The following is a 25192-nucleotide window of genomic DNA, read 5'->3' as shown; positions in this document are numbered from 1 at the left end:
TCAAAATTTATTTAGGAGTGATTAATATGAAAAAAAGTAAATTATTAAAAAAACTGTTCTCTATATTAACTCTAACTACAATAATATCAACAAGTTTATTTGGTTGCGGTACTTCTTCAACTTCAAGTACTACAACATCGTCTAAGGAGACTGCTAGTTCTGATAGTTCCTCTGATAAATTATTTGAAGTAGATGCATACGGTGAACTAGATCCTCAAGTATCTGCCCAACAAATTATTGCAGACAAGCTTGGGTATTTTAAAGAAGAAGGATTAAAAGTAAATAATAAATTAATGACTGGTCCTGATCAAAATGCGCCTCTTGTTGCCAGCGGTACTGCTTCAATATGCTTTGGATCTATTTATAACAATATCGCTGTTGCTGCAAATGGTGTTAAGGTAAAGGTACTTGCTCCACTTGCTAATGCTGCCGGTACTCAAAGTGTTGTTGCTCGTCCTGGTTTAAATCTAACTTCTGCAAAAGATTTAGAAGGCAAAAAAATAGGTATGACTTCTGGAGCTGGAGTACTTATTGCAATCCGAAATATGTGTAATGAACTAGGAGTAGATATCAATAAAATTAATTTTGTAAATTTACAAGCATCAGAACAATTATCTGCTTTGGAAAAAGGTGATATTGATGCTATGGCTGTATGGGAACCATGGGTTGGTAAAGCACAAGCTATAGGAGGTAAGTTACTATTTAGCGGCACAACTTCAAATTTACCAGAAAAACAAGGAAATGTTCATTGGATTGACTTCTATATGACAGTCCAAGCCACTGAAAGCTTCTATAATCAGCATCCTAAAGAGCTAAAAAGTTTCTTATCAGCTTTAAATAAGGCAACTAAGTATATAAATGAAAATCCTGAGGATTCAGCAAAAATTATTGCTACTGAAATTAATATTGATCCTAAAGATTGCCTAAGAATTATGAAAAATAACGTTTATTCTATGAAATTTGATGACCAGTTTGTCTCTGGAACAAATGCTATGGCTAAATTTATGTTAGATATGAAAAACATAAACAGCGTCCCTGATTTTTCTCAATATACAGATACTAAAATTCTTTCTTCATTAGATCCTTCATTAGTAACAGCTAAATAATAAACATTAAGTGTAGATAAAATATTTTAATATATAATTTTATCTACACTTTCAGTCTATTAAAATTATATATGATTGGGTGGTAAATATGTTTGATATACTTATTAAAAATGCTAATTTAGTAACTTCTGAAAAAATAAAACTTGGAAGTCTTGCAATAAAAGACGGTAAAATTATAGATATTTTATTTGATGATTGTGAATTGAATTCAAAAATAATTATCGATGGTACTGGTAAATACCTTTTCCCTGGACTAATTGATGCTCATGCGCATTTAAATGAACCTGGTTTTACAACTCGTGAAGATTTTTATCATGGAACAAGAGCAGCAGCAGTTGGTGGTGTTACTACTGTTATAGATATGCCAATGCAAAATGAACCTGCATTATATAGCAAAGATATCTTTCTATCAAAGGAAGCCTGCGTTTCCTCAAAAGCATATATTGATTACAGCTTTTATGGAGCCCTTGTTACTTATAATTTAAATAATCTCGAGGAATTAAATTCATGTGGTACCGTAGCTTTTAAAAGCTTTTTTGCCCCTGTAAGCCCAGATTACACACCTTTAAATACAGGAGAAATTAGAACTGCATTATCCATTATAAGAAAATTTGATGGTTTAGCCAGCTTTCATTGCGAAGATTACAATATTATCACCTACGAGCAAAATAAAGCCATTAAGGAAAGTAGACTAGGTCGTAGAGATTTTCTTAATTCACGCCCTGTAGTCGCAGAACTTATAGCCGTAAAGAATATTATAGAACTTTCAAAAGAACAAGATTGCCGTGTTCATATATGCCACGTAAGTCATCCTGTTGTAGCAGAAGAAATAAAAAAAGCAAAGATAGATGGTGTAAGAATCACAGCTGAAACTTGCCCACATTATTTAATTTTCGATGAAAATAACTTTCTTGCTAAAGGAGCTATTTTCAAATGTGCTCCACCGCTTCGAACTTCTAAAGATAAAGAAAAATTATTAGATTATGTTTGTGATGGAACTATTGATATGATAGTAAGCGACCATTCCCCTTGTGCTCCTGAAGAAAAATCAGAAGATATGGGAATCTTTAATGCTTGGGGCGGCATCAGTGGAATTCAAACTGGTCTACAAACTATGTATGATTACCTTGTTGTTAAAAAAGGAATTTCTCCTTCACTAATATCTAAAGTAATGTCTACTAATCCTGCAAAACACTTTGGAATAGATAAGAAAAAAGGTTCTTTAAAAATAGGTGCTGATGCTGATATAGTTCTTCTAGATCCGAATAAAGAATGGAATATTACATGTGACAGTTTAAAATATTTAAATAAGCAATCTGCTTTTGTTGGCTTAGAAGGAACTGGACTTCCTGTTCTAACTATATTACGTGGAAAAATCATTTCAGAAAATGGTTGCATAACTAAAAATACTCCATATGGGCAATTAATAAAACGAAAATTGTAAAAAAGTCAGCTTCCATGATTTGAGGCATACAAATGCAACTCTTTCTTTTCGAATAAGGAATTGACATTAAAGTTATTCAATCACGTTTAGGTCATTCAGATATTAGTACAACACTAAACATATACTCTCGTGTCGCAGTGGAAATGTAGAAATCTCCAAAATAAAAAAATTTTCAATATGCGAGATAAGCCATAAGCCGAGTTCTGTTTCCAATTCTAGTATATTTTATTGTACTTTATCGTATCTTACAATACTCTCTAGTTACTGATATAACTGGCTTTGAGTTATATTGTATAATTTACCATATTAAATTCTATTTTATTATATTTTACTGATGGTAGGAAGAATGTCGGAAGTTTTAATTCTTCCTACCATTCTCTTAAATGTATATTGATATAAAATCCCACCCATTTCTTAAGTTACGTAATATCAACAATTCAACAATAACATTCATATTAAAAGCACATATAATTATAAATAATTCAATTATATATAGTTAATAATCGTTTACCAACTTTTTTATTTTTCCTAGCTCTTTTAATTTTTTTAGTAACCCAAATGCTTTTATTTTCCCAAAATAATTACATCACTACTATCTATTCTTTCAATTAAACACCTGCACTTTTAAACAAATGCAGGTGTTTAATTGAATTTTTCATTTTTCAGGAAATTCAATCTCTAAATTCATATAATTTAACGTTTATATTTCTTCGTTGCACTTCGTCGCTTTTAAATTTTTATTCCTGTTTTAAGATATACTTAATTTGATTTCCACTTCCTACTTTATCTATTTTTTCTTTTTTCATAAGGCTATTAAATACTCTTACACTCTTATGCTTTTTTAAATCTAATTCTGATCTACAAAGTGAATTTGTAATAAATCCATGGCTAATTATATAATTAAGTATTTTAGTTTCATCATCATCTAATTTAACTTCAAAATCCACTTCATCATTCTTATTTTCTATAGAACTTGGATTTTTAAAATCAAACATACTAGAAAGGCGATATTTAGTTCCCCTTCCAACACCATCTGTTTCTAAGAATCCTTTATTTACTAATGAAGATAGTATTTTATTACTATTTAATGTATGAGTATTTAAAAGCTCTTGTAATCTATTATTAGTTACACATTCCTCTTGTTCTGCTGCTACTAAAGCCATTACTTCATCTTTACTTAATTTCGAATATTTTTCTTTAAGGACTGATTTAAGTTTTTCAGTACTTTCTTTTGGCAATATTGATGTTGTTTTTAAAGTTAATGTAATTCTATCTGGATCATATGTTTCTTCTAAATCTGGAACTATCCATTTTTGCTCTCTCCATGCTAAGTGGATATTTTCAAGACCAGAGCCAGCTCTTTCACCTACGCCTAGCAAGTTAAACATCTTAAAAATATTTTCATTAAAAAAGCAAGGGAAAATAAAAAAGAATGATCTACTATGGTGCAGTAGACCATTCTACATATTGGTTAATATTTATTTAATAAGGGGAAATAGTGCTTTAACTACTCTATATTCATATATTACATGTTTATTATGTCAGCAATATGGCACTTTATTATTTACTTTTGCCTATTCCTAATATAAAAATGAAAATACCATATAATTTAATTTCATGATTGCCTCTTAATTATACTTAATAAAATTCTATAATCATCACTTTATATTTCTATTACATCTTTTAAGAATATTACAAATCAAAATTCTACTATACAGTATCTTTATTATAGACTAAGACAAGTAATTCTTAGACTTGTCTTCTAAAAACATAACTTGATTTAGTATATGCCATCTTATTTTCATAAAATCTATGTGCATCAGCTCTTTCGAAGCCAGAAGAAAGTACTACTATCCCACATCCATTTTCCTTACCCCAAGTTTGTATATGTAATAAAAGTTTTTCTCCATATCCTTTTGACCTTTTACTTTCATCGGTGATTAAGTCATGAACCCAGATATGTTTTCCATAATATAAGTTTGTAAGCTGGATTACACCTGTAACTGCAACAATTTTCCCTTTTTCAAATAGGGCAAACATTTTATATCCTTCCGTGTACATCTCTTTTATAAGTTGTAAATATTTTTTCTTATCTAAATCAGTTAGTAATTGTTTCATTACTAAAAAAGCATCTTTCCACTGCTCTTCTTCTGTTAATTCTTTAATTGTTATTAAGTCCTCGGTCATTTTTTATTCCTCCATTTATTTAATTTCGATACTTAAATTATAATTTCAATCTGCTATCATTAAAAGTATCAATTTCTATATTTTTTACGGTACCAGTTGCAGGAGGTTATAGGAATGTCTGAAATAATACCTATTTTAGATGGTAATAAAAATACTCCACTTTATGTTTAACTTTATGAATATAAAAAACCAAAAATATAAAGGGAACGATAAAACTTCCTTGCCATGTCTAAATTAAAAACAGTTCTTTTATATGCATCTGCAGCACTATCTTCATTAAATGAAGCTTCTTATTCACTATTAACACCTTATCTGTCATAAACATAATATCCCTATTACAAGGAAGAAGGCGTGTAGATTTAGCTATTTGATGGGCTTAATATCTCTATTATTAGGATTGGTACTCCTATATACTTATTATCTGTAAAACCACTTTTATTACATATTACTGATAAATCAGGAATTACTAACTTTTCGCCTTCAATGTCATCATTTATTAATAGAATATCGAAACGACTTTTGATGTAAATAACTTAACTGCTTTTTTTGATCTTTAATTGCAGCCCAATATTAAAAATTAGAGCAACTATTAACAATACAAGTGCCACTATCATTATATTATGAAGTCCGCCATACATAATCTGTTTTATAAGCGGTATTAAATCTTTAGGCAAATCCCCTGAGCTTTGTGAATCACTTAGTTTATTTAACATCGCAATAGTAACTTCTCCATGAGTGTCAGCAACACCTTTATTTAAAGCATTATTTAAAATTACTCCATATATTGATGACATAAATGTCTGACTCAAAATACGCAATAAATATGCAAAAGATGTTGCAATTGGAATATCTCGTTTTTCCGCATCCTGTTGTACACTAATTTGTAAAATACTAAAACTTAACCCTAAACCAAAGCCTTCAAATGCTCCCGATACTAGCAAAACCCACATTGGTATTACTATTCCAGCAGATACCATAATACTAAAAGAAATTATAAAGGCTAAGGTTCCTAAAGCTACTGTTCTATATTTGCCAAATGCTGGCTGTATAGCTGGTCCAACTATTGAACCCGCAAAGTTTGTAAAAGAACCTGGAATCTGCGTAACTCCTCCAATTAAAGCACTTACTCCTAATAAGCCTTGTGCCCACATTGGTATGTATATATTAAATGCAACAAATGCTCCCCATAAAAGAGCAAATAATATGAAATCAACTACTAATGGACCATTTTTAAAAAGCCTATTAGGAATAATAGGATCTGCTGCTTTTTCTTCTACTTTAAATAAAACTATCAATAAAATTAGACCGATAATAATTAAAATACTAACCAAACTTAGCGATGCTGTTTCTATCATTTGAATTCCTGTTAAAAGTGTCACCAAACTAATTACCATAATGCCAGCACCTAGATAATCTATTTTTTCACCATTAGAAATTCTTTTAGTCTCTTTAAAGAAAAATTGAACACTTAATATTGAAATTAATGCAATTGGTACATTAATATAAAATACCCAATGCCAACTAAAAGTATCTACTATCCAGCCCCCAATTAATGGCCCAATAATCGCAGCCGCACTAAAGCTTGCTGTGGCATATCCAACAACCTTAGCTCTCTTTTTTAAATCTTTATACAAATCTGCATAAATTATAAATGGGATAGTGTTCATTCCACCTGCCCCTATTCCCATGATAGTTCTTGCAATCAAGAACAATATAATATCACTTGATAATGCCTGAAATATTGAACCAACAGCAAATAATAATGTAGCTATCTGATAGGTTCTTCTATTTCCAATCCTTTCCCCTAATTTACTCCATAATGGTGTTACTACTGCCATTCCCAATAAGAAAACGGCTACTATCCACCCCATGTATTGAATTCCATGTAAATCACTTATAATTGCAGGCAATGCGGTGTTTACAATTGTTCCATCTAATCCAGCCATCGCATTTGACAACAGTAACGCCAGTGTTACAATCAAAATTCCTTTCTTATTCATATTCAAAGAATTCCTCCTTGTATAGCTTTCTTTTTATTATAATCTAGTTTAGGTTTTCAACAATATTTTCTTTTAAGTGCATGACACAGATACTCCTACTACCCTAATTAAGTTAAAAATATTAAAAATGAATAACATAAAAGAGCACTTTTTTAGTTCTTTCACTAATATAAAGTACTCTTTTCAAAAATCGAGTTATATTATAACTATAATGTTTGCTTAGCAGATGCAACAGTTATTTCTAATACTCTACTTAAAAAAGGAAATTTATTCTTCACCATATCAAAATCTGGACCCTCTACAAGGAATTTTGCAGTTCCTTCAATTAAAAATCCTGCTCCTGGATTTTGATGTCCCATAACCTCTTTGCTACCTAAAGTAACTTTAACTTTATTATTTGCTTCTATGTTTTTTTGAGTTGTTCTCATGCCTCCTGCAGGTAATAATATCCTACCATCTTCAGTAACACTAAGAAATGAATGCCAAGTATTAACTACATGCGCCTCATTGTTACTACAAGATACTATAGCTACTACACCTTCATGTGATATAACTTCAAGCAATTTTTCATTTAACATTTAAATTCCTCCTCTGTAATTCTACAAATTTAATTATTTTAATATTTTAAAAAGTCTTAATTTGTGCACATTGACTTTTCTATAAAACAATTATACAATCAATGTGTACTCATCAAAAGTGCCAATTCATTTTATTTTATAGGATACAGTTCATAAGGGGAGTGTTTTAAAAAATGATTGTTCTAGATAACGATTCAAGTGTTCCACTATATTTGCAAATTTATGAGCAGTTAAAAGAAGAGATAATTTCAGGACAGCTTTTGGAAGGCAGTAAGCTATATTCAACACGAACGCTTGCAACAACATTAAATGTCAGTAGAAATACAGTAGAAAGTGCTTATCTACAACTTTCTTCTGAAGGATATATCACAAGTAAAGCAGGCAGCGGATTCATAGTTGAGAAACTAGATAGTATGCTAATCACTAAGTTAAAGAGAGATAACTCTGTCAATATTGAAAAATATAAAAAAACTACTTTACCTAAGATGAATTCTGATAATAATTATAAGTATAATTTCAAATATGGAAAGTTAAATGCTTCTGATTTTCCTTTGCGCTTATGGAGGAGGATATCAAATAAATGCTTGGCCTCTATAGATGCTGAGGTTATGACATCTTATACTGGTAGTAAAGGCGAAAAAGAATTACGAATAGAAATAATGGATTATTTAAATAAGTCAAGGGGTGTCTACTGTACCTCAGAACAGGTTATTATTACTTCGGGCTTTGAGCAGTGTTTAAGTTTACTATGCCAGATGTTCAGAAACAATTTTTCTAAAGTAGCTTTGGAAGATCCTGGCTACATTGGTGCAAGAAAAATTTTTGACAATAACGGGTATGATGTTGTTCCAATTAGCTTAGACAAGGATGGAATAAATATTACTGAATTAGAAAATAGCTCCACGAAGATAGTATATGTAACCCCCTCACATCAATTTCCGACTGGATCAGTGATGCCAATTCAAAAAAGATTACAATTATTAGATTGGGCAAGAAAAGAAAATGGAATTATAATTGAAGATGATTATGATAGTGAACTTCGTTACAATTCAAGGCCAATACCTTCAATACAAGGTATTGATTCAAAATGTTGTGTTATATATATTGGTACTTTTTCAAAGTCTTTATCCCCAAGCTTGCGATTGAATTATATGGTATTACCAAAATCATTACTAGAAATATATGATAATTTTTTTAGTAGCTACCAAACCTCAGTTCCAATAGTTGAGCAAAAAATAATTCAACAGTTTATGCATTTAGGACATTGGGATAGTCATCTGCGTAAAATATCTCTTCTAAATAAAAGAAGACATGATATGTTAATCCACTCTATTCATAAATTTATGGGAGACAATGTTATTATTCATGGTAAAAATGCAGGCTTGCATATCTTGCTAGAATTAAATAATGGATTATCTGAAGAAGAGATAATAGAAAAAGCTAAAGAATATGGTGTTATAGTCTCTCCTGTATCTACATATTGGTTACGAAAGGATAAATATTCTAATAATATGGTTTTTCTTGGTTTTGGTGGAATGACTGAGAGTGAGATTGCTGAAGGTATTAATTTACTTAGTAAAGCATGGTTTAGTAAGTAAATCCTATTAAAAAATCAAAATAGACATTATAAGAGCTGTCGCATTAGCGGATTAAAATCCATTAGCGATAGCTCATTTTTTAGCTTGCATAAAATATTTCCTAAATGAGATATTGGGCTGATTATTAAATCTTTAAAAATAAGCACACTTTATATAGATGAATTTAATAAATAACATTAAGGAATAAAATAAAGAAAACGTCCTTGTGATCAATGATTCCTAAGAATATTTTCTTTATTTTATTCTTTTATGATAATTTTCTTTGATTTAATAACCTCTGTAACAGGCAATTCAAATATACTAATTTTACCTTCAATGCATTGAAGTACAAAGATATGTGGATAAATCGGGTGATCCAATTTACGAAAAAAAGGCATACAAATGCCACTCAACTTTTAGGAGAAGGAACTGACTATAAAGTTATTCAATCACGTTTAGGTCATTCAGATATTAGTACAACACTAAACATATATTTTCATGCCACAATGGAAATGCAGAAATCTGCTAGTAAAAAGATATCTTCTTTACTGTCTCAAAACAAAAAAAATATCCAGTGGAAGAATAATGGAAGTTTTTCATTCCATCATTTCCAAAGTAGCTATTTTACTGATGCGAGATATGCCATAATCAGAGTTCTGTAGTCAAAATATATTACACCTAATAGTAATTTATAATGATTTATTATAACGAAAAACATGGTAAAAACAAGACCTAAAGAAACAAAAAAGACTTATAATAACTGATTATAACTTATTAAAATTTACTCCTTGTGGGCAAAGCGTGTGCAAAAAGAACTTCTATAATTCATAGAGGTTCTTTCTTATAAATAGAAGGTCCAAACAGTACGAATAAGAATTAGCATGTTATATCTATTTTTTTATTCAATTTATTTTTATTCCAAAAACTAACTAAACTACCGTAAAAGTAATTTAGCGCACCAAAGGAATTAAAAGAATTTTTAGGTATAGCATGACATTTATATTTACTAATAAAGATAAAAATATATTTTTTATTTTGTTTAACCTTATATATCGAACTCCATACACAAAAATCTCGGTTTACTGAAGTGGATTCCGTAAAACCTTCATCATCTATTTCTATAACATGTTCACACAATACACCCACTTTATAGCTTGAACTAAAACATATTCTAAAAAGAACAATAAATAATAATATAAGAAAAAAAATAAACGCTATTACAATTGAATAAATAATAGAGCCAACGATGAAATCGAAAGAAAACCTTTTTGTAATAATTCCTAAAATAAAACTAACTACAATTAATACAAGAAAGTTTAGTAAAAAATATCTCTTTAAAATATAGAAATTTAAATTAAAACAATCTTTTTTAGTTAAATTAAATGATACTTTCATAAATTCCTCCCAAAAATCAATATTAAATACATTATAATCCAAATTTAATAGTTTAAGCAATGTATTAACAATTTCTTATTTATTGGTATATTATCAAAGTAGGGCAATAGCCTACAGTATATTCGAATAGTGATAGACGGTAACCATTGGATAGGAAAATATTACATCAGATTTGAACCAAATCTAGGCTTTTCAGAAATTTTTGAAAATGAATACGTTTATTAAATAGCAATCCTTGCAGATTCGTAGACACACCTAAAAGAGCGAAATTTAAAGCAAATGTACTTACAATTGAAGAACTAAAGCTTATATATCAAAGAGTAAATTCAGATTCATATGAAGATTATATTTTTAGACTAGCATTGGATATTACAGCAGAAACATGGTTAAGACGTGGTGAATTGTGCGGATTGGATATAGATAAACATATTGATACTAAAAAGCAGACCTTAAAAGTTCGTCAAGCGTTAATCAGAGTAAAAAATAGTTATGTATTATCTCAAAAATTAAAGACAGAATCATTTTATAGGACCTTACAAATAAGTGAATTATTATATATTAAAATAGAAAATCATAAAAAATTATTAAAACTAAAAAAATTCAATATTGAGAATTTTATATAAAAAATATATTTGAAGATATATCTCCAAACATTCTATTAGTTCAAGAAAACGGGAAATTTATAATACCATCTAGATTTCTCCAAAGAATAAAAAGATTATGTAAATATTGCGGCATAGAAAAAAATATTCGCTGGCATGATCTAAGACACAGTAATGCAACCATACTTTTGAAGAATAAGGTATCAATGAAAATAATACAAGAACGTTTAGGCCATTCCATAATGCAGACAACATCAGATATTTATACTCACGTAACAAAAGAAATGAATACTGAAGCTACAGATGTTTTATCAAATGTTTTGTACGCAAAAAAAGCAAGGGAAAGTTAAGGGAAAATACCAACTTGGTATTCCTCAAATCCTTGCAATTACTTGTTGCGAGATAAGCCATAAGCCGAGTTCTGTATTAAGCAATCATCTATCTAGGCTTACCGTTGCCAGTAAGCTCAAGCGACGCACCCGGAGGCGGGACGGGCAGCCCCTTAATGCCTCTCTATTCGGTCTTGCTCCAAGTGGGGTTTACATAGCCGTGAAGTCTCCATCACGCTGGTGAGCTCTTACCATCACCTTTCCACCCTTACCTAAGTAAAACTTAGGCGGTATATCTCTGTTGCACTTTCCTTCAAGTCGCCTTGACTGGACGTTATCCAGCACCCTGCCCTATGGAGCTCGGACTTTCCTCTCCTAGATCTAAGTCTAGCAGCGATTGCACGTCTCACTCGCAAAATCTATATTAACACACCTTATACTAATATGCAAATATTTTTTAAATTAATTTAAATTTCATTAAGAATTATATTAAAATAAATATTATTATTAATAGCAATAGTATTATTATGCCATATATACTGACTCCGCAAAATAATAATGTCAAAAGTATTACTCCAGCTACTATCAACTTAGGATATAATAACATTAAAAGAGGATTTTTATTAGGAAAGAAAGGAAAGCATCCATTTATTCCACCAAATTTCTTTCTTCTGCTTCCGCCTCTAAAAAAATCTTGTATTGCCCTCTTACTATGTTTGAACATATTTTTAAAATCTTTTTTCAAATCTCCTCCAGCCTTATCATTATAATCATCGTCTCTACTCATAATCCACCGCTAAATTATTATTACAATATCATTATATGCAACCATCTCTCAAATTAGTTAATTAATTCTCTTAATATTTTCCCAAAAAAATACTATGAAACTAAAAGTATTAATTTCATAGTAAAATATATGCTTGTATATATTGGCACAATCAAAAAAATAACAAGTCATGTGCCTTAAACAAATTCATATGGATCTTCACATTTCTTTGAAACAGTGAATTCAACATCCTTAAATTTTTCTCTTAAAAAATCCAATGTCTTTAAAAATATAAGATATTCAGTTGCAAAATGTCCAGCATCAATTATACTTATTCCCATCTCTTTAAAATCAGATGCATAATGATAAGTTGTATCCCCTGTTATTATACAATCCGCACCTAAAGCTTTTGCTTTACTAAAATAATCCTGACCGCTGCCATTTATAATTGCTAGTGCTTTTATTTTATCATTCCCTCTAACAATCCTCATATTTTTTATATTTAAATTTTTCTTAACAATGTTAATTATATCATTTAAAGTAGTTTCGTTTTGTAATCTTACAATTCTTCCAATTCCACTATCTTTATAATTACTATTCTCACACGGTTCGATTATTTCATCAGAGTTAAATCCGAGCATCTTAACTAACGTTTCATTAATCCCGCCTTTAACGCTATCTAGATTAGTATGACATGAGTATAGTGCAATATCTTCTTTGATTAATTCTATCACTTTATCTCCTAAAAGCTCACCTTTAATTATACTTTTAGGCTTTCTAAAAATTAATGGGTGATGTGTTATAATTAAATCACTCTTATTTTCTACTGCTTCTTTAATTACTTCCTTTGTACAATCAAGAGCTAGAAGAACCTTTTTTACTTCCTTAAGTTCATCACCAACCATTAATCCAACATTATCATAACTTTCCGCTAAAAATTTAGGAGCAAGTCTTTCGATTTCCATTCCAATATCCATTACTCTGATCATAAGATCACCACCTAACACTTTTTAAAAGACTTTCTAATCTTTCATTTTTCTTTTTCAGTTCATTTTTTCTCTCTTTTGCGTGATCAGTATCATCCACGATAAAATTAATTACTTTTTTATTTTTATCAATTTTACTTTCTATATACGATTTTAATAAAGGCACTTTCTTACTTAACATAGTAGGACTTATTTCATAAAATATACTTTCTAACTTTATATAATCGCCACTTTTATGTCTTACTTTAAATAATTCATAATACTTACCTTCATCTAAACATAAATCTTCATCTAAGATTTCGTAATCGCTACTATATAAATACTCCCTTAAAACTTCAGGATTTTGAGCCGGCTGAAGTATAAGATATTTCAAATTTTTGACTTTATTAAAATCCGCTTCCAATATATCTCTAATTAAATTCCCACCCATTCCAGCAATAATTACAGCCTCTGCTTCTCTATTTTTTAATGGTGCTAATCCACCACCTAATCTTAAATCTATCTTATCTGATACACCATCTAATGCTGCGTTAATTTGTGCTTTCTTTAACGGGTCTTTATTTATATCTGATGCGATAACTTTTTCAGCTATACCATTCCTAACTAAATATATTGGTATGTATCCATGATCTGTTCCAACATCCATTATAACCTTAGCATTATCAAGTTTTTCTATAATCCAGTTTAATCTTTTACTTAATTCCATTATTGACCTCTTTTCTATTTTTTAAGGAAGTTAAATCAGAGATTCGGACTCTCACTTATCACTTACTCACAGAGTAAGTTCAGCTAACTAAATCTCTTTTTAAGGAGGTTAAATCACATACGTGATTTAACTAAGTTCGGATAACTAAATCAAAGATTTAGATCCTCACTTAAAAGAAGCACCTAAATATAGGTGCTTCGCTATTAATCTAGATAATCTTTTAATTTCTTACTTCTTGATGGGTGTCTTAATTTTCTTAAAGCTTTTGCTTCAATTTGTCTAATTCTTTCTCTAGTAACATTAAACTCTTTACCTACTTCTTCAAGAGTTCTTGCTCTTCCATCATCAAGACCAAATCTTAATCTTAATACTTTTTCTTCTCTTGGAGTTAATGTATCTAAAACATTTATTAATTGTTCTTTAAGCATTGTAAATGCAGCAGCTTCTGCTGGTGCTGGTGCTTCATCATCTGGAATAAAGTCACCTAAATGTGAATCTTCTTCCTCACCAATTGGAGTTTCTAATGAAACTGGCTCTTGTGCAATCTTTTGGATTTCACGAACCTTATCTACTGGTAACTCCATAACTTTTGAAATTTCTTCTGGGAATGGATCTCTACCAAGCTCTTGTAATAATTGTCTTTGCACTCTTATAAGTTTATTTATAGTTTCAACCATATGAACTGGAATTCTTATTGTTCTAGCCTGGTCTGCAATAGCTCTTGTTATTGCTTGCCTAATCCACCATGTTGCATAAGTTGAAAACTTGAATCCTTTTCTATAATCAAATTTTTCAACTGCTTTTATAAGTCCTAAATTTCCTTCTTGAATTAGGTCTAGGAATAACATTCCTCTTCCAACATATCTTTTAGCTATACTTACAACTAGTCTTAAATTTGCTTCTGCTAATTTTTTCTTAGCCTTTTGATTTCCTTCTTCTATTTCTCTAGCATAAACCATCTCTTGTTCAGAAGACAATAAAGGTACTTTACCAATCTCTTTTAAATACATTCGAACTGGATCATCTATGGCGATACCTTCCGGAACTGATAAATCTAGTTCTTCTTCTTCAACAGTATTATCAACTGGTTCGCCTATAATTTCGACACCTGTCATCTCTAAAACTTCATATATTTTTTCTATTTGTTCTGGAGTTAAATCAATATGATCCATTGCTTCCATAATTTCTTTATATGTTAACGAACCATTCTTCTTACCTTTATCAATTAATTCCTTTACGGCCACCATTTTAGCATTCTTATCTTTTTTATCATCTTTTGGCTTTACAACTTTTCCATTCGCTTTTTGTTCCATATTATTATTGCCTCCTTCCGTCACAACCTTTAACCTCTCTCTCCCTTTTTAAGTATCTCCGATAATTTAGTAAGCTCCATAGCAATTTTTATAGATTCTTCAATTTCCCCTTCTTTTTCAAATCTATTTTGCTTTATCTTCAATTCATCAATTTGTAATTTAAGTTTATAACTTTTAACTTGTTTTAAATAATCATTAATCAGTCTATCCTTATCGCTAAAATCTAAAATTTCATGCTCTTTTATTTTAGTCAATTCTTTAGAACTTTCAACATCATCACATCTGCTTTCAACGTATGAGGTTATATTTATAGTATCCTCACTTTTGCCTTGTAATATTAATGAATAAATTTTATTATGGGATTCTATTACAAAATCTCCTAATTTTATAGCACCCTTTAATTCTTCATAAAACTTATCTCTTAACATCAAGTTCAGCAGTGCTCTCTCTGCCTTTAAATAACCCGGCTCTACATATAATTTTGTTCCAAAATATTCCTTTTTATTCACAAAATTGTCATCTTTTTGATTTTTTGTTATTACTTGTGAAAGTAAGTCATATAATGCTTGTTCTTTAATCGATGTTTCTTCCGAAATTTTCTTTATATATACATCTTTCTCAATGGGATTTAAGTCTGCCAATATTTCTGCGAACTTTTCTCCGTATTTTATCAATTCATTTCCATTTTTAAGATTTATGCCTTGTGATGCCCTTTTTATCTTATATTCAATAAGAGGTAACGCATCTTTTGCTAATCTTAAAAATGCCTCTTTCCCATTGTTTCTCACAAATTCATCAGGATCTTTTCCTTCAGGTACTGTTAATACTTTCACATCTAACCCAGCACTTCTTAAAATTTCTAGTCCCCTTAAAGTTGCGGTTTGGCCAGCCAAATCAGCATCGTAAGAAATTATGACCTTATTTACATATCTCTTAAGAAGTCTTACTTGATTTGTAGTAAGGGCAGTTCCAAGTGATGCCGCTGTATTAGTTATACCATATTGATGAAGTGCTATTAGATCCATATATCCTTCAACTATAATAATATAATCCTCTTGTAGTCTGTTTTTAATTGCAAAATTCAATCCATACAGATTAATTCCTTTTTGAAAAATCATTGTTTCTGGTGAATTTAAATATTTTGGTTTTGAATCATCTAAAACCCGTCCTCCGAACCCAATAACTTTTCCTCTTACATCAAATACAGGAAACATTACTCTATTTCTAAATTTGTCATATACATTACCAGTCTTCTCATTTTGTGAAACTAATCCTGCTTCAAGTAAGAAATCATTCTTATAACCTTTTGTTCTTAAATAATTCATTACTCCATGCCAGCTATCATGAGAATAACCCAGTCCAAATCTTTTTATTGTTTCTTCTTTGATTCCTCTCTTAAGAAAATATTCTTTTGCTGTTTTATTATTTTGTAAGTTTGCAAAATAATATCGTGCGGCTTCTACATTTATTTTAAATAAAAGCTCTTTTTTTTGAGAAACCTTGCTATTTTCCTGATTGTGCATTTCTAATGGAATATTAGCTTTATCTGCTAAATACTTTGCAGCCTCTACAAAAGTAAGTTTTTTATATTTCATAATAAATGTAAGAACATTCCCTGCTTCTCCACACGAAAAACATTTGTAGATCTGCTTTTCACTAGAAACGCTGAATGATGGGGACTTATCATTGTGAAATGGACATAATCCCATATAATTTCTTCCTGATTTTTTCAATCTTACATCTTCTGAAATAATATCAACAATATCATTTTGTTGCTTTATACTCTCAATTACTTCCTCTGGTATTTGCAAGGAGACATCTCCTTCCTACTGCTTTTTTTGGCAATTATATATTATTCGACATAAAAACGAGTTTTCCTGCTTAAATCATATAAAAATTATATTTATTTTATTTACTTAAGTAAATCATTTAAAAATAACATTAATAATTGCACTATGTATTAATATTTCTTTTTTTTATTTTAAAATCCTTTTTTTATTTTAAAAATATCGTTATTAAATAAATAATCTTTAACTAAAATTATTGACTTAATACATATATTTAATAAATAACTAATCTATTACAACCTTTGGAACAAATATTTTATTAAATAACGACAAACAATAATCATCACTCATACCAGCAATGTAATCTGCAACAGCTCTTTGCAAATCTTCGTTTTCTGCTATTCTTAAATATATTTCTGGCATTTGATTGGGATTTTCTTCAAAATGTTTTATTAATTGCTCAAGAATAAATTTCGCTTTATTTCTCTCAACCTTTAAGGTATCCCCTAAATATATATTTTTAAACATAAATTGTCTAAGTTCTATCATCGCTTCATTAATTTCTTTGCTTAACCCAACCACTCGTATTCCATTCATAAGATTTTCATTGGATGTTTTTACAAAATCCTTAATTAAAGTGTTCAATCTTTGATTTGAATTATCACCTAAAACTTTTACAATTTCTTTTGGAATCTGCTCTATGCTAAGTAAACCTGCACGTATAGAGTCATCTATATCATGGTTTAAATAAGCCATTTTATCACTATATTTAACTACAATTCCCTCTAATGTAATAATGTCTTTTATAGTACCTAGACCACTATGATTTAATATTCCGTTAATAACTTCTTCAGTTAAGTTAAGGCCTAACCCATTATTTTCGAGTTTTGTAACGACCCTCACACTTTGTTCGTTATGACGGAAACCATCTTTTAGGTATTCATTTAATACCTCTTCCCCATTATGAGCAAAAGCAACATGCCCTAAGTCGTGCCCTAATGCTATTGCTTCAATTAAATTTTCATTTAATCCAATTCCAACACCAATATTTCTAGCAACCTGTGATACTTCAAGGGTATGAGTTAATCTTGTTCTATAATGATCACCAAAAGTTTTTATATATACTTGTGTCTTATGCTTGAGGCGTCTAAATGATTTACTTTGAATAATTCTATCTCTATCAAGCATATAACAAGTTCTAATTTCATCATCGTCTTCCCTTATTTTTCTCCCTAGAGAGTTTTTTGAAAAAGCTGCTTCTGGAATTAATGTCAAGCTTTCAAAATTCTGAATTTTTTCTCTCACACTCATATATTCTCACCTCTTTTTATGTATTCTACTCTTATCATTATATTCCTCTATTTATTGGCTATATTTATTATTTGCAAATAATAAAAAAATAATATCCTTTACATATAAATTTTTATATTTTTATAAAATACTTTAAGTATATTACTATAATCACTTTAATATTATTTAATAATGAGGTTTTTTATATTTTATCTAATATTTATTGAACAAAGCTGATTTTGATTAATTTCCTTTAAAATTCTTTATTAATATAAATTAGAATCACTTTATAAAGGAGTGTATTATGGGTAGTGAAATTTTATCTTTACAAGAATCTAACTTGTCCCCTGAAATCATAAAACAAAATGTTTTACCATATTATAATTTACAGAATGGTAAAATCTCTGTAATTAAGTTTAAGGATACTGAAAAACAAAGGGCTGTCTACAGAATAGACTATAATGAAAAGAGTTATTGTTTAAAAAAGGTTTATTATGATATTAAAGATTTATTATATGTGTACTCAGCAATTGAATGGCTGTATAGAAATAATATCAGAGTTCCGAAACTCTTACCTACAATTGATAATAATCGTTTTGTATCTTATCAGAATATGCTTTTCATACTTACTCCTTGGATTGAAGGTGAAAAATGCAGTTTTGATAACTCAGATCATGTAATAATTTCCATAAAAAAACTTGCTGCTATTCATTCGATATCGCGTAATTTTCAACCTATTTTAGGTAGTTCGCCAAAACAAGGACTTGATGATTATTACATATCAACTTTAAAACACTTTCAAGATTTACTTGAATCATCAAATGAAGCCTTTAAATACAAAGATATCTTTTCAAGGCAATTCATATCAAGCTTTGATACAAACTTACGGCTTGCAAAGGTATCCTTAGATATTTCTAGCAAGATTGATACTAGCGAATTAAGTAAATCTTTATGTCATGGTGATTATGTAAATAAGAACTTAATTTTCCCTGAAGACTTAGATCCATGGATTATAGATTTTGATAAATGTAAGGTAGATTATTGTGCGAAAGATTTAGCATACTTCATGCGTCGATTATTAAAAAGAGAAAATACAAAATGGAATATTGATTTAGCTTTATCTGTATTGGATAATTATAACGAAATTTCTCCCTTAACAAAATCAGATTTAAGATATATAATCTCATATATTTGCTTTCCACAAAAGTATTGGAAGATTTCAAGGGATTATTACAAAAATATTCATAAATGTAATAAACCCGCTTTTTCAACCCTGCTCTCAAATGCTGTTTCAAAGTCAGACTTCCAATATGACTTCGCATTAAACATAATAAATGCAGTACAAACAAAATATAATATGAATTTGATGTAAAATAGAAACCTCTTGAATTTCATATTCAAGAGGCTGCTATTTTAAATATTAATCTCATTTCCTATTCTTTTGACATCTTTCATCAATGACAAATCTCCGAAGAAAAATTCTACTTCTGCTTTCGGTGCTATACTTTTTATCATTTTTTTAGTTGCTTCGGCTTTATCCTTACTCCTAGCAGTTAAAATAAGATGAGCACCTAGCTTTGCTAATTCGCTTGCAACTAGCTGTCCAAGACCATTGGTAGCCCCGGTTATTACAACTATTGGATTAGTAATCATAAGAATCTCTATTCCATGAACGTACTTCAAAATGGGATGATTCTAAACTAGAACAGTTTACAGAAATGCTCAGAGATTTTAATTGTCATGATTCCAAATAGAATCACTAATATTTATGAACTACAAGTTCTTAAATAAAAAATAGGATATTGCATTTAAACTAGTAAAGTTTTAAATTACAATATCCTATACTTTTTACTGTATGAATAATTAAACTCTTAATTGCATCAAATCTTTAGACAAGCCTATAAATATAGATATTATCTTTTATTTTTCACTTGTGCTTGTGCTGCTGCAAGTCTTGCAAGTGGCACTCTAAATGGTGAACATGACACATAATCAAGGCCTGTGTTATGGCAGAATTCAATTGATGAAGGATCTCCACCATGTTCTCCACAGATACCAAGATGGATGTCTGGGCGAGTAGCCTTTCCTTTTTCTGCGGCTATCTTAATTAGTGAACCTACTCCAGTTTGATCTAATTTAGCAAATGGATCTTGTTCATAAATCTTCTTTTCATAATAAGCAGATAAGAATTTAGCTGCGTCATCTCTTGAGAATCCAAATGTCATTTGAGTTAAGTCATTTGTACCAAATGAGAAGAATTCTGCTTCTTTTGCTATTTGATCAGCTGTTAATGCAGCTCTTGGTATTTCTATCATAGTTCCAACTTTATATTCTAAAGTTACACCTTTTTCTTTCATAACTGCTTCAACTGTATTCACAATTACATCTTTAACATATTTTAATTCCTTAATTTCTCCAACTAATGGAATCATTATTTCTGGCACTATATCATAACCTTTATCTTTATTAACTTCTATTGCAGCTTCAATAATAGCTCTTGCTTGCATTTCAGCAATTTCTGGATAAGATACTGCAAGACGGCATCCTCTATGACCCATCATTGGATTAAACTCATGAAGTTCTTGAACTGTAGCTTTTAATTCTTCATAAGTTATTCCCATTTCTCTAGCCAATTCTTTTACATCTGCATCAGCAGTTGGTAAGAATTCATGTAAAGGTGGGTCCAACAATCTTATTGTAACAGCTCTTCCTTCCATTGCTTCATAAATACCTATAAAGTCTGATTTTTGCATTGGTAATATCTTATCTAAAGCAACTCTTCTTTGTTCAACATCTTTAGAAGTAATCATTTGTCTTACAGCCATAATTCTATCTTCTGCAAAGAACATATGCTCTGTTCTACAAAGACCTATACCTTCTGCACCAAATTCAACAGCTTGCTTTGCATCTCTTGGACTATCTGCATTAGCTCTAACTTTTAATTTTCTTATTTCATCAGCCCATCCCATAAATGTTGCGAAATGTCCTGATATTTCTGGAGTAACAGTCTTTATCTTTTCTCCATATACATTACCACTAGTACCATCAATTGAAATATAGTCATCACTTGTATAAACTTTTCCATTGATCTCTACTATTCTCTTTTCTTCATCAACCTTAATAGCTCCACATCCTGCTACGCAGCAAGTTCCCATTCCTCTTGCAACAACGGCAGCGTGAGAAGTCATACCTCCTCTTACAGTAAGTATTCCTTGAGCAGCTATCATACCTTCAATATCTTCAGGAGAAGTTTCAAGTCTTACAAGAACTACATCTTCACCAAGTGCAACTCTATCTTTAGCTTCATTAGCAGTAAATGCAATTTTACCACATGCAGCTCCTGGAGATGCTGGCAACCCTTTTGCAACTGGTGTAGCACTCTTTAAATCTTCAGTGTAGAAAGCTGGGTGTAATAATGTATCTAATTGTTTAGGCTCAACCTTTAATATTGCTTGCTCTTTAGTAAGCATTCCTTCTTCAACTAAATCAACTGCAATCTTTAAAGCAGATTGAGCTGTTCTCTTACCATTTCTAGTTTGTAAGAAGTATAGCTTACCTTCTTCTATGGTAAATTCCATATCTTGCATATCTCTATAGTGATTTTCAAGCCTATTAACAATTCCCTCGAATTCAGCATATATTTCTGGGTTTTGTTCTTTTAATTTTCCTATTTCAAGTGGTGTTCTGATACCTGCAACAACATCTTCTCCTTGTGCATTCATTAGATATTCACCATATATAGCGTTATCTCCATTAGCTGGATTTCTTGAAAATGCAACTCCAGTTCCTGATGTTTCTCCTTTATTACCAAATACCATTTGTTGTACATTTACAGCTGTACCCCATTCTCCTGGAATATCATTTAATCTTCTATATACAATAGCTCTTGGATTATCCCAAGATCTAAAAACAGCTGTTATAGATTCTATTAGTTGAACTTTTGGATCACTTGGAAAATCTTCACCTTTTTCTTTTTTGTAAAGAGCCTTAAATTCATCAACTAACTCTTTTAAATCATCAGCGGTTAAATCTGTATCAAATTCAACACCTTTCTTTTCTTTAAGTTCATCGATTTTATTTTCAAATAATCTCTTTTCAATCCCCATAACAACATCAGAGAACATTTGAATAAATCTTCTATAAGAATCATATGCAAATCTAGGATTGTTTGTTAGCTCAGCCATAGCTTCTACTGCTATATCATTTAATCCAAGATTTAAAATTGTATCCATCATTCCTGGCATTGAAACTCTTGCACCAGATCTTACTGAAACTAGTAAAGGATTTGTGTTATCTCCAAATTTCTTACCTGTAGATTCTTCGAGTTTAGCTAAATTTTCATAGATTTGACCTATTATTTCGTCAGAAATTTTTCTACCATCTTCGTAATATTTATTACAAGATTCTGTTGTAACAATAAAACCATTTGGTACTGGAATCCCTAGACTAGTCATTTCTGCTAAATTAGCACCTTTTCCTCCAAGTAGATTTTTCATTGAAGCATTTCCTTCACTAAAAAGATATACATACTTATTTGACATCTCAATACTCCCTCTTTTCTTATAATTTTCTCACTATATTTACTATCGATGCCTACCTAAGGCACATGAAATAAAATAATAAGTCTGCATGCCAGTGTATTTGCCGTTATACTTATCAGCATGTTTACTTAATAGTCCACTATGAGGTAAACGTACCTCCTTATCTAACGGGAAATATTCATCGCATCATGGACTTATTATTTTCTTTCGTGCGCCTAAAGACTTCGTAGTTACCCTAATAATTAATTTTCGATTTCTCCAAGTTTAACAAATAATTTTGTTATGTTAGTCTTTGAAACCTTTCCTATTATCTTCATTTGGTCCTTACCATCAGACCTCTCCACTATATTAACAACTGGAATACTGTCAATTTCATGTTCAATAATCTTCTTCGCTAAATCATAGGCATTATCATTTTCATTTGCACATATTATATTTGGCATTCTAGTCATGATTACTCCAACTGGAACCTTGTGTATATCGGTCCCCCCTATAGAAATTTTAAGAAAATCTTTCCTTGAAACAGCTCCTGTTAATATTCCGTTATTTTCTATAAATAACGTGCCCACATCATTTAAAAACAGGTATACGATTGCATCATATACCATTGTATCTTCGCTTACTGTCACAGGTTTTGACATAATTTCCGATACTTTAATTTTACTAATTTGCTGATAAACTAATTTGTTAGAAGATCTCCCTGTATATACATATCCAACCTTTGGTCTAGCATCTAGAATTCCTATCATTGTAAGAACTGCTAAATCTGCCCTAAGTGCTGCTCTAGTAACTCCTATCTTCTCAGCAAGTGCTTCACTTGTAATTGGCGCATTCTCTTTAACTAAGCATACTATTTCTTCTTGCCTAGGTGATAATTTCAATCTTATCCCTCTTTCTATAACTTCAAGAAATATTTAGCTAATTTGTATTAATTTTTATTACACTCTAATTATATCATGTAATTATTGTTTGACTAGAGTTAATTTTCAGAAAAATCAAATAAATTCACCAAATATCTCTTGAATAATAATTTTATCCTACTTATAAATATGTTTTCCTATATATTTCTATCATTATCTTTTAATTTTCTGAATTTTCTTTCTCTATATTTTCATTTTTTTCTTCTTCTTTTTCTTCTTCTTCAAAATTTACAGTATAACTATATACTGTATCCGAACCACCAGTATATCCCTTATCATTTGAATCATTGTTATATTTATTAGCTTCGTGATCATGTTTTATTTCATTTACTTTAGTTTTGATTTTATCTGCAAAATCACTTGCTGCATTTTTTACAGTGCTTGCAACTTCTGAAACATACTTATTTACTACCTCTACTGATCCATCTTCTTTAGTTATTTCTATTGTAATTTGAGTTGCTATTGCTGCAATAACTCCTGCTGCAAGTAATGGTGGTATTATAAGCGCCACAACTCCTGCTGCAAGTCCCGCATTAACTGGAATATCTATTAGCTCTGTATCGTCTTTCTTAATTTTAACCCTTGCTACATTGCCTTTTTCTATTGTTTGCTTGAACCAAGCTCTTAACTCTTCTATTGTCATTGTAACTTTGCTGCCTTCAGTGTCGGAGCTGTTTTGTTCTGGTATGCCTTGAGTCTTTTCAATGTATATTAAGGCCTCAAGTACATCTCCTTCACAAGTTTCTAAAGCTTCTTTAGCCTTTTCATAACTGATACCTGTTCTTTCACGTATCATATCAACTTTTTCTAATGTTATATTTTCCATAATTCATCACTCCTTAATAAATTTTAACATATCTAAACTTTTAGGCTTTTTTGCATAATTATTGGATATCAAAAAAGTAGTAACCCTTTCTATCTCTTCCTTTATTTCATTATTCAAATTTAATCTATATATCTTATCTACATCCATATTCATTAGAAATCTTAAAGCATTGTATGCACCCTTAGAAATGAATAGACCATGTTCTTTAGGACATTCATCACATACACCACCATAATACGATAGGCTTATATAATTTGATGTAGATATCTTTTTTCTACAAATACTACAATTATCTAATATCAAACTATATCCAGTAGTCTTTAATAATTTTAACTCAAATGATCTTATTAAGAGTTCATAATCTAATGCATCAGTATTTAATAAGTATAATGTTGTAACCAAATTTCTAAACAACTCAATATTAACCTCATTATCAGCACAAGCAATATCTATAAGCTCACATAAATATGAAGAATAAGTAAGTTTATATAAATTATCTAAAAGTCCTTGGAAAGAATTAATTATCTTTCCTTCTTGAAGAGTATATAGATTTTTACCCTTATATACCATATAGTCTCCATAACATAATGGTAATGTCAACGCTAAAAACTTACTTTTACTTCTTTTAGCGCCCCTAACTACAGCTGTGATTTTTCCTAATTTTTCAGTATAAAACCAAACTAATTTATCGTTTTCTTTAAAATCCTGTGTCTTAATAATTACAGCTTTGGTTTCAAAAGTAGACAGATTAATCATCCCCCATTTATCTCATGTTTCCACTATTATCTCTTCATCTTATCTTATGTATTAAAAAACTATTAATGTTCGTTTTTAATTTC

General features: G+C 30.1%; 23 protein-coding genes and 1 other RNA gene. 7 read left to right on the top strand and 17 right to left on the bottom strand.

Annotated features, from left to right (window positions below; translation table 11 throughout):
* The first annotated feature begins 26 nt into the window (after positions 1 to 26).
* Both D2A34_RS05840 and allB read left to right on the top strand, forming a co-directional pair.
* Positions 27 to 1106: an ABC transporter substrate-binding protein gene (locus tag D2A34_RS05840; RefSeq protein WP_119366008.1), complete on the top strand. Its 1080-nt coding sequence runs from the start codon at positions 27 to 29 to the stop codon at positions 1104 to 1106.
* 88 nt (positions 1107 to 1194) lie between these two features.
* Positions 1195 to 2550: an allantoinase AllB gene (allB, locus tag D2A34_RS05835; RefSeq protein ID WP_119366007.1), complete on the top strand. Its 1356-nt coding sequence runs from the start codon at positions 1195 to 1197 to the stop codon at positions 2548 to 2550.
* A 737-nt stretch (positions 2551 to 3287) separates the two neighbouring features.
* Here the strand turns inward: allB and D2A34_RS05825 are convergent.
* The 4 genes from D2A34_RS05825 to D2A34_RS05805 all read right to left on the bottom strand — a co-directional run bounded on the left by D2A34_RS05825 (position 3288) and on the right by D2A34_RS05805 (position 7315).
* On the bottom strand, positions 3288 to 3938 hold the full coding sequence (locus D2A34_RS05825; protein ID WP_147357735.1) for a putative DNA binding domain-containing protein: 651 nt from the start codon (positions 3936 to 3938) through the stop codon (positions 3288 to 3290).
* A gap of 361 nt (positions 3939 to 4299) precedes the next feature.
* Positions 4300 to 4737 carry a GNAT family N-acetyltransferase gene (locus D2A34_RS05820; protein ID WP_079440785.1) on the bottom strand — a complete coding sequence of 146 codons (438 nt, stop codon included), beginning with the start codon at positions 4735 to 4737 and terminating at the stop codon, positions 4300 to 4302.
* Between the two features lie 533 nt (positions 4738 to 5270).
* Complete coding sequence (locus D2A34_RS05810; RefSeq protein ID WP_119366005.1) at positions 5271 to 6737, bottom strand: MFS transporter; 1467 nt, start codon at positions 6735 to 6737, stop codon at positions 5271 to 5273.
* A gap of 206 nt (positions 6738 to 6943) precedes the next feature.
* Positions 6944 to 7315, bottom strand: a complete 372-nt coding sequence (locus D2A34_RS05805) for a pyridoxamine 5'-phosphate oxidase family protein (RefSeq protein WP_079440787.1) — start codon at positions 7313 to 7315, stop codon at positions 6944 to 6946.
* Positions 7316 to 7488: 173 nt separating this feature from the next.
* Between D2A34_RS05805 and pdxR the strand changes: the two genes are divergently transcribed.
* Both pdxR and D2A34_RS05795 read left to right on the top strand, forming a co-directional pair.
* Positions 7489 to 8913, top strand: coding sequence for a MocR-like pyridoxine biosynthesis transcription factor PdxR (gene pdxR / locus D2A34_RS05800; protein ID WP_079440788.1), 1425 nt, complete (start codon positions 7489 to 7491; stop codon positions 8911 to 8913).
* Between the two features lie 350 nt (positions 8914 to 9263).
* A complete protein-coding gene (locus tag D2A34_RS05795) occupies positions 9264 to 9554 on the top strand; it encodes a tyrosine-type recombinase/integrase (protein ID WP_242966114.1) in 291 nt (96 codons plus the stop codon).
* Positions 9555 to 9768: 214 nt separating this feature from the next.
* On the opposite strand, the gene D2A34_RS05790 is transcribed toward D2A34_RS05795, so the two are convergent.
* Positions 9769 to 10287, bottom strand: a complete 519-nt coding sequence (locus D2A34_RS05790; RefSeq protein WP_119366004.1) for a YcxB family protein — start codon at positions 10285 to 10287, stop codon at positions 9769 to 9771.
* Positions 10288 to 10499: 212 nt separating this feature from the next.
* Here D2A34_RS05790 and D2A34_RS27635 point away from each other — a divergent pair, with 212 nt between their 5' ends.
* Positions 10500 to 10910 carry a tyrosine-type recombinase/integrase gene (locus D2A34_RS27635; protein ID WP_423243115.1) on the top strand — a complete coding sequence of 137 codons (411 nt, stop codon included), beginning with the start codon at positions 10500 to 10502 and terminating at the stop codon, positions 10908 to 10910.
* On the top strand, positions 10907 to 11239 hold the full coding sequence (locus D2A34_RS27130) for a tyrosine-type recombinase/integrase (RefSeq protein WP_341467242.1): 333 nt from the start codon (positions 10907 to 10909) through the stop codon (positions 11237 to 11239). Before D2A34_RS27635 ends, D2A34_RS27130 begins: the two co-directional genes overlap by 4 nt.
* A gap of 44 nt (positions 11240 to 11283) precedes the next feature.
* Here D2A34_RS27130 and rnpB read toward each other — a convergent pair.
* The 7 genes from rnpB to D2A34_RS05750 all read right to left on the bottom strand — a co-directional run bounded on the left by rnpB (position 11284) and on the right by D2A34_RS05750 (position 18087).
* Positions 11284 to 11631: RNase P RNA component class A (gene rnpB, locus D2A34_RS05780), an RNA gene on the bottom strand.
* 71 nt (positions 11632 to 11702) lie between these two features.
* Positions 11703 to 12005, bottom strand: a complete 303-nt coding sequence (locus tag D2A34_RS05775) for a hypothetical protein (RefSeq protein ID WP_079440791.1) — start codon at positions 12003 to 12005, stop codon at positions 11703 to 11705.
* Between the two features lie 176 nt (positions 12006 to 12181).
* Positions 12182 to 12973 (bottom strand): Nif3-like dinuclear metal center hexameric protein, encoded by a 792-nt coding sequence (locus D2A34_RS05770; RefSeq protein ID WP_119366003.1) that lies wholly within the window; start codon positions 12971 to 12973, stop codon positions 12182 to 12184.
* Positions 12974 to 12977: 4 nt separating this feature from the next.
* On the bottom strand, positions 12978 to 13676 hold the full coding sequence (locus D2A34_RS05765; RefSeq protein WP_079440793.1) for a tRNA (adenine(22)-N(1))-methyltransferase: 699 nt from the start codon (positions 13674 to 13676) through the stop codon (positions 12978 to 12980).
* A 203-nt stretch (positions 13677 to 13879) separates the two neighbouring features.
* Positions 13880 to 14989 carry an RNA polymerase sigma factor RpoD gene (gene rpoD, locus D2A34_RS05760; RefSeq protein WP_079440794.1) on the bottom strand — a complete coding sequence of 370 codons (1110 nt, stop codon included), beginning with the start codon at positions 14987 to 14989 and terminating at the stop codon, positions 13880 to 13882.
* 29 nt (positions 14990 to 15018) lie between these two features.
* Positions 15019 to 16800, bottom strand: coding sequence for a DNA primase (gene dnaG / locus D2A34_RS05755; RefSeq protein WP_079440795.1), 1782 nt, complete (start codon positions 16798 to 16800; stop codon positions 15019 to 15021).
* A 261-nt stretch (positions 16801 to 17061) separates the two neighbouring features.
* Positions 17062 to 18087 carry a deoxyguanosinetriphosphate triphosphohydrolase gene (locus D2A34_RS05750; RefSeq protein ID WP_079440796.1) on the bottom strand — a complete coding sequence of 342 codons (1026 nt, stop codon included), beginning with the start codon at positions 18085 to 18087 and terminating at the stop codon, positions 17062 to 17064.
* Between the two features lie 283 nt (positions 18088 to 18370).
* Here D2A34_RS05750 and D2A34_RS05745 point away from each other — a divergent pair, with 283 nt between their 5' ends.
* Entirely contained in the window at positions 18371 to 19438 is a 1068-nt protein-coding gene (locus tag D2A34_RS05745; protein ID WP_119366002.1) for a CotS family spore coat protein, read from the top strand.
* Between the two features lie 41 nt (positions 19439 to 19479).
* Here the strand turns inward: D2A34_RS05745 and D2A34_RS05740 are convergent, their stop codons facing one another.
* From D2A34_RS05740 to recO, 5 genes are all read right to left on the bottom strand, one after another.
* Positions 19480 to 19749: an SDR family NAD(P)-dependent oxidoreductase gene (locus D2A34_RS05740; protein WP_243128249.1), complete on the bottom strand. Its 270-nt coding sequence runs from the start codon at positions 19747 to 19749 to the stop codon at positions 19480 to 19482.
* A gap of 230 nt (positions 19750 to 19979) precedes the next feature.
* Positions 19980 to 22607 carry a pyruvate, phosphate dikinase gene (ppdK, locus tag D2A34_RS05735; protein ID WP_079440798.1) on the bottom strand — a complete coding sequence of 876 codons (2628 nt, stop codon included), beginning with the start codon at positions 22605 to 22607 and terminating at the stop codon, positions 19980 to 19982.
* Positions 22608 to 22849: 242 nt separating this feature from the next.
* The gene (gene ccpN / locus D2A34_RS05730) at positions 22850 to 23488 is read right to left on the bottom strand and encodes a transcriptional regulator CcpN (protein WP_079440799.1); all 639 of its coding nucleotides are present in this window, start codon (positions 23486 to 23488) and stop codon (positions 22850 to 22852) included.
* A 199-nt stretch (positions 23489 to 23687) separates the two neighbouring features.
* Complete coding sequence (locus D2A34_RS05725; RefSeq protein ID WP_119366000.1) at positions 23688 to 24353, bottom strand: DUF4342 domain-containing protein; 666 nt, start codon at positions 24351 to 24353, stop codon at positions 23688 to 23690.
* 6 nt (positions 24354 to 24359) lie between these two features.
* Positions 24360 to 25109 (bottom strand): DNA repair protein RecO, encoded by a 750-nt coding sequence (recO, locus tag D2A34_RS05720; RefSeq protein ID WP_119365999.1) that lies wholly within the window; start codon positions 25107 to 25109, stop codon positions 24360 to 24362.
* Positions 25110 to 25192 lie beyond the last annotated feature (83 nt).

The sequence above is a fragment of the Clostridium chromiireducens genome, assembly GCF_003575225.1.
In the GTDB taxonomy this organism is placed as follows: domain Bacteria; phylum Bacillota; class Clostridia; order Clostridiales; family Clostridiaceae; genus Clostridium; species Clostridium chromiireducens.
This window is presented reverse-complemented; position numbering and strand designations above follow the sequence as displayed.

Bases quoted from the DNA above. Each gene is read 5' to 3' on its own strand.
- rpoD (WP_079440794.1), bottom strand. From the start codon at position 14,989: ATGGAACAAAAAGCGAATGGAAAAGTTGTAAAGCCAAAAGATGATAAA.
- D2A34_RS05820 (WP_079440785.1), bottom strand. From the start codon at position 4,737: ATGACCGAGGACTTAATAACAATTAAAGAATTAACAGAAGAAGAGCAG.
- D2A34_RS05810 (WP_119366005.1), bottom strand. From the start codon at position 6,737: ATGAATAAGAAAGGAATTTTGATTGTAACACTGGCGTTACTGTTGTCA.
- D2A34_RS05725 (WP_119366000.1), bottom strand. From the start codon at position 24,353: ATGGAAAATATAACATTAGAAAAAGTTGATATGATACGTGAAAGAACA.
- D2A34_RS05750 (WP_079440796.1), bottom strand. From the start codon at position 18,087: ATGAGTGTGAGAGAAAAAATTCAGAATTTTGAAAGCTTGACATTAATT.
- D2A34_RS05840 (WP_119366008.1), top strand. From the start codon at position 27: ATGAAAAAAAGTAAATTATTAAAAAAACTGTTCTCTATATTAACTCTA.
- D2A34_RS05790 (WP_119366004.1), bottom strand. From the start codon at position 10,287: ATGAAAGTATCATTTAATTTAACTAAAAAAGATTGTTTTAATTTAAAT.
- pdxR (WP_079440788.1), top strand. From the start codon at position 7,489: ATGATTGTTCTAGATAACGATTCAAGTGTTCCACTATATTTGCAAATT.
- D2A34_RS05775 (WP_079440791.1), bottom strand. From the start codon at position 12,005: ATGAGTAGAGACGATGATTATAATGATAAGGCTGGAGGAGATTTGAAA.
- ppdK (WP_079440798.1), bottom strand. From the start codon at position 22,607: ATGTCAAATAAGTATGTATATCTTTTTAGTGAAGGAAATGCTTCAATG.
- D2A34_RS05770 (WP_119366003.1), bottom strand. From the start codon at position 12,973: ATGATCAGAGTAATGGATATTGGAATGGAAATCGAAAGACTTGCTCCT.
- recO (WP_119365999.1), bottom strand. From the start codon at position 25,109: ATGATTAATCTGTCTACTTTTGAAACCAAAGCTGTAATTATTAAGACA.
- D2A34_RS05765 (WP_079440793.1), bottom strand. From the start codon at position 13,676: ATGGAATTAAGTAAAAGATTAAACTGGATTATAGAAAAACTTGATAAT.
- allB (WP_119366007.1), top strand. From the start codon at position 1,195: ATGTTTGATATACTTATTAAAAATGCTAATTTAGTAACTTCTGAAAAA.
- D2A34_RS05745 (WP_119366002.1), top strand. From the start codon at position 18,371: ATGGGTAGTGAAATTTTATCTTTACAAGAATCTAACTTGTCCCCTGAA.
- D2A34_RS05805 (WP_079440787.1), bottom strand. From the start codon at position 7,315: ATGTTAAATGAAAAATTGCTTGAAGTTATATCACATGAAGGTGTAGTA.
- D2A34_RS05825 (WP_147357735.1), bottom strand. From the start codon at position 3,938: ATGTTTAACTTGCTAGGCGTAGGTGAAAGAGCTGGCTCTGGTCTTGAA.